Here is a 4,461-nt window from a genome sequence, read left to right on the forward strand (position 1 = left end):
GTGGAACGGTTGTCCCAGAACGCAACGCTGTTCTTCTTCCAACGGAAACGGACCTGGTATTCGGGGACGAGGGCCTGGCTGACCAGGTAGTTGAGCAGATGGCTGGCGCCTGGYGACTTGTCCAGGCCGAAGCGCACGTTGGCGGGCGTATTGAAGTTGGTGAAGTGCGTCGTGAAGCTGCCATTSACGAACAGCACCTTCTCGCCGGTTTCGGGATGGGWGCGGACCACGGGGTGTTCGGCGTCGGGATACTGAGCCTTCAGCGCAAGGCGKTTTTCGATCGGCATGGCTGCGCCAAAGCTTGCCTCGATGCTGTGGCGTGCGCGCAGCGGAGCGATCTTCGCCTTGATGTCTTCGGGCAGCTGCCGATAGGCCTCCACCATGTTGACCCACATCGTGTCGCCGCCCACRGGKGGACACTCSACACAGCGYAGYACGCAGCCCATTGGCGGCCTCTCGCGCCARGTGGCATCGGTGTGCCAGGAATTCTCGTTRCGTTCGGGCGGACTGTCCGGYGTCTTGTAGATCTGGACCAGCCCYGGAAAGTCGGGATGRCTGCCCACCACSGGATGGTCCTCCAGCTCGCCGAAGCGACGCGCRAAAGCCACGTGCTGRGMCCGCGTGATGTCCTGGTCGCGAAAGAAGATCACGCGATGCTTCAGGAGCAGCGCRCGGATYTCCGCCATCAGCAGGTCGTCCTCYGCAGCCKCKCCCAGGTTGACGTTGCCCAGCTCGGCGCCGATCGTGCAMGTGAGCGGCTCGACGGTGATCGAGTTGCCCAGAGACGYCGCGCGGACCACTGCGGGCGCCGTTTCGAGTCCTTGGTTCATGAAGCTTGTCTCCGTTTGTCGAATGGGCCGTTGATGCTTCGGAGTGTGGTTGCGCCGGCAATCTCCCGCTTGACATTGCATGACAGCCACTTATCCTTTGGTGCCAATTTTCCACCGAGTGTGCTTCGATGTCGACACTGGTCCGCGCCGCGAGCCTTACCAACTACAGTGAGGTCGCCCGCGCCGGGGGCCTGGACCCTGCCCGGATGCTTTTCGACGCGGGGCTCAGCCCGAGCATACTGCGCGAGCCGGACCTCTTGATCCCCGTCGAGCGCGTCGGGCACCTGCTTCAGGCGTCGGCAGCCGCGTCGGGCAATGAAGCCTTCGGCCTGTGCATGGCCGAGTCACGGCAGTTGTCCAACCTTGGTGCGGTGGGCATGCTGATCCGCGACCAGGCGACCTTGCGCGACTCGCTCGATGTCCTGATGCGCTACCAGGCGCTGCTCAATGGTTCGCTGTCGCTCATGATCGAGGAGAGCGCAGGACTGGTTGTCATTCGCGAGGAGTTGAAGGCCGGCAACGCGCGGCAGTCCACGCGCCAGAGAATCGAACTGGCGCTCGGCGTGATGCTGCGGTTGATGCGCCAGTTCCTCGGTGCCGGTTGGCACCCGCGACGCGTTTGCTTCGAGCATCCGGCACCGCGCGACCTCAGTGCGCATCTGCGGTTGTTTGGCTGTCGCGTCGAGTTCGACTACGACTACAACTGCATCGTCTGCGCGAAGGCCGATCTCGATGCGCGTAACCCGTCGGCCGATCCGGCGATGGTGCGTTACGCGCAGCAGTTGCTGAACGTGTCGGCCCAGCAGCAGGAGGCCGCCATGCTCGGGGACGTACGACGCACCATCCTGCTGCTTCTGCCCAGCGGGCGCTGCGCAATCGAGCAGGTGGCCGAGCATCTGGGTGTCGTGTGCCGTACTCTTCAGCGCCGGCTGACGGAGAAGGGGGAGAACTTCTCGTCGATGGTCAACGAGATCCGCAAGGAGCTCGCCACGCGTCACGTTCTCGAGGGCGATCGTCCGTTGACCGAGGTGGCGATGCTGCTCGGCTTCTCCGCGCCGAGCGCATTCTCGCGCTGGTACCTGGCGCAATTCGGTTGCAGCGCCAAAGAGAGCAGGGCCGCACGCGGCTCCCTCGGCCACCAGGGAGCATCTCCGAGTGCCGGCGCGTGACATTTCGAGGTCACACATATCGACAGCCAGCATTCGGACGCGCCACCCTGCACTTCCGAGGCAGCGCACGATGGCGAGGCCTCGGTCAGCTTGACTCGATCTGCGCCTAGTGTAGTGCGCTTGAAATAGTGGAACTTATTTGATGAGGCACACTCCGACCTTGATGGGAGGTCGCAGCCATGCGCATTGCCCCAAGGATCGAACTGAATGCTGTTGTTTCCTCGACGATGTCAGCAAAGGTCAAGTTCCCAATGTAGACCCCCCGTTTGCGAAGGAATGTGCCAAGGTCGGATAGGTGATCGTGCGCCGAGCTCCTCGGAGAATTCCTTCGCGAAGTGCGTCAGATCGGCCGACTCGTATCCCGTGAGGTTGTAGGTGCGACCGATGATGGTTCCTCTCCTCCACTTGGTGCGACCGCTCCCTGCCAGCCGGCAGGACATTGACATCGTTGGATCGGAATGGCGAGCGTTGTCAAGTTAGCGGCGCCGTTAAAAATGTTTATCCAGGCCCAGTGCTGGAGTCGCTGCAGATGACGTGGACGATCCCAGCGTCCTCGCAAGCCCTGATTTTCCAGGTTGTTGAGGTAGCCGCCACCGGCGAAAGCCTGCCGACGTCAACGACCGCACAATGCACCACGCCGTCCGAAATCCGGAAGCTCGTCAGCCCCGAGGAGTGGTCTCGACCTCGCGGCGATCTCATGGATGTTTGCTGCGTTGAATACTGTAGAGCCTCCCATCCTTGATCGCGAAATCGCAACGTTGATCGAGCATGACAAGATCTGGTACGCGGAGCGCCTCTTGATTCTCGAGGATCGCGTTGGTGTGCGGCTGAGCGCACTTTCCAGTCGACTTGGCGACGCAGTCTGGCTAGACGCGGCATTCAGCGCCGGCGACCTACTGATGGTGACAGTGCTGCGCAGGTTGAGCGGATCGGGAGTACTCGATGAGTATCCAAATCTCTCTGGCTATGTCGCCCGCGCCGAAGCGCGGCCGGCCTACAAACGTGCCTTYGACGATCAACTGGCGGTTTTCACTGCGAGCCACCCGATCGCYTGACGAGGTCCTGCGGGCCCCTGCCCTGCCTTTCGCCAGCGCCCRTCGTAGGGMAGTTSCGCAGCGGCTGCGGTCTTTCGCTGCCGCTCGTTGAATTCACGCTGTAGGGCCGATCATTCAGATGCCCCGGAGAACTTGCGGCATCGATCCGGCTGAAGCGTTTTCATCGTCGACTGCGCGCATCATCTGCACAAGACCAGATCACTTGCAACGTTGGTCGGCCCGAGGCGGCTGCGAGGGGACTGGCCCATCAGTAGATCCCGCCCCCCGGCTGCGAAGAGATCAGCACGCCGGCTTCGGCCGACAGGTCGTAGCGCGTCGTCGCGCCGCCGACGCCGGTCCAGTTCTTGACGTGGAACGACCCCGCGCCCGACAGCCGCTCGACCAGCACGTTGCGAAAGGTCAGCGGCTGCCGCGGCTCGCACACCGTCGGCGCGATCGACGGCCGCAGGAAGTACACCGATCCTCCGAGGTCGACGCCTTGCGCGTCGCGATCGGCCAACCGGGTCGCGACGCCCTTGTCGATCACCACCGCGGTCGATGGATCGACCCCGATGCCGCGCGCCGCATCGACGCCGATCCAGCCGTCGCCAGGATTGGTGAGGCGCGCCAGGAAGGCGAGCAACCGCCCCATGCGGTCGCGCTCGTCCAAATGCGAGTCGGTGATGACGCCAGTCATCGCGGCAGCGGTCAGGAATTCGCGGTCGAGCGTCATGCGGTGGTTGTAGGGGTTGGCCAATGCGTCGGCAGAGGTCACCGAGCCCTTCAGTGCGGCGAAGTCGAACTGACCGAGGACCGCCAGCCCGGCGCTGGTGCCGCCGATCGGCACGTTGCGGCGGACCAGATCCCGGATCGCGTCGTCGAGCGCGGTGCCCTTCCAGAACTCGATGTAGTCGCTCTGGTCGCCACCCGCGATGAACAAGGCTTCGGCCTTGCGCACCCGGTCGACCACAAAGGGGTCGTTGGCCGCCTCGACCGAAGGGATCACGAGCGATTCGACCGAATCGACGCCGCCCATATCGTAGATGTATTGGTTGTAGCCGTCGGCGCCAGTCGCGCGGATAACGACGAAGTCGCCGCCGCCGGCCTTGTCGATCATCCAGCGGAACGCCGCGTCGACGTCGGTCCCACCCCCCATCAGCAATGTCGAAGGCGAGCGCGGCGGCTGCGACGAGGCCGCGTCGGCCGGGTTGCCGGTGAGGTAGTGGTCGTAAGGCGTCTTGGCCTTCGGCGCCGCCGACGCGACCTGCGCAGCGCCAAGCGCGGCGATGCCCAATGCCAGCCGCGCCAGCAGGCGCAGGAACGGCCGAGGCCCACTTGCAGGGGTCCCTGCGTGCATCTTCAAGTCCTCCTCGACGCCGCGACAGGCGCCCGGGCATCTTGTTCGAGGGCCTGCGGGCTTGTCAATGG

General features: G+C 64.0%; 3 protein-coding genes and 1 pseudogene. 2 read left to right on the plus strand and 2 right to left on the minus strand.

Features of this window, described 5'->3' with window-relative positions; translation table 11 throughout:
- Nucleotides 1–770: TauD/TfdA dioxygenase family protein (locus tag AC1DY5_RS43295; RefSeq protein ID WP_478120582.1), on the minus strand; the 770-nt coding region annotated here is incomplete at its 3' end.
- Nucleotides 771–958: 188 nt separating this feature from the next.
- Here AC1DY5_RS43295 and AC1DY5_RS43300 point away from each other — a divergent pair.
- A complete protein-coding gene (locus AC1DY5_RS43300) occupies nt 959–1,999 on the plus strand; it encodes an AraC family transcriptional regulator (RefSeq protein WP_478120580.1) in 1,041 nt (346 codons plus the stop codon).
- A 689-nt stretch (nt 2,000–2,688) separates the two neighbouring features.
- Nucleotides 2,689–3,054: pseudogene (locus AC1DY5_RS43305) on the plus strand (glutathione S-transferase family protein); the annotation flags it as partial.
- 247 nt (nt 3,055–3,301) lie between these two features.
- Here the strand turns inward: AC1DY5_RS43305 and AC1DY5_RS43310 are convergent.
- Complete coding sequence (locus AC1DY5_RS43310; RefSeq protein ID WP_478120581.1) at nt 3,302–4,390, minus strand: cyanophycinase; 1,089 nt, start codon at nt 4,388–4,390, stop codon at nt 3,302–3,304.
- Nucleotides 4,391–4,461 lie beyond the last annotated feature (71 nt).

Source organism: Variovorax sp. P4_D9, assembly GCF_056401695.1.

Excerpts from the sequence above, each read along its gene's own strand:
- AC1DY5_RS43300 (WP_478120580.1), top strand. The coding sequence starts at position 959 with ATGTCGACACTGGTCCGCGCCGCGAGCCTTACCAACTACAGTGAGGTC.
- AC1DY5_RS43310 (WP_478120581.1), bottom strand. The coding sequence starts at position 4,390 with ATGCACGCAGGGACCCCTGCAAGTGGGCCTCGGCCGTTCCTGCGCCTG.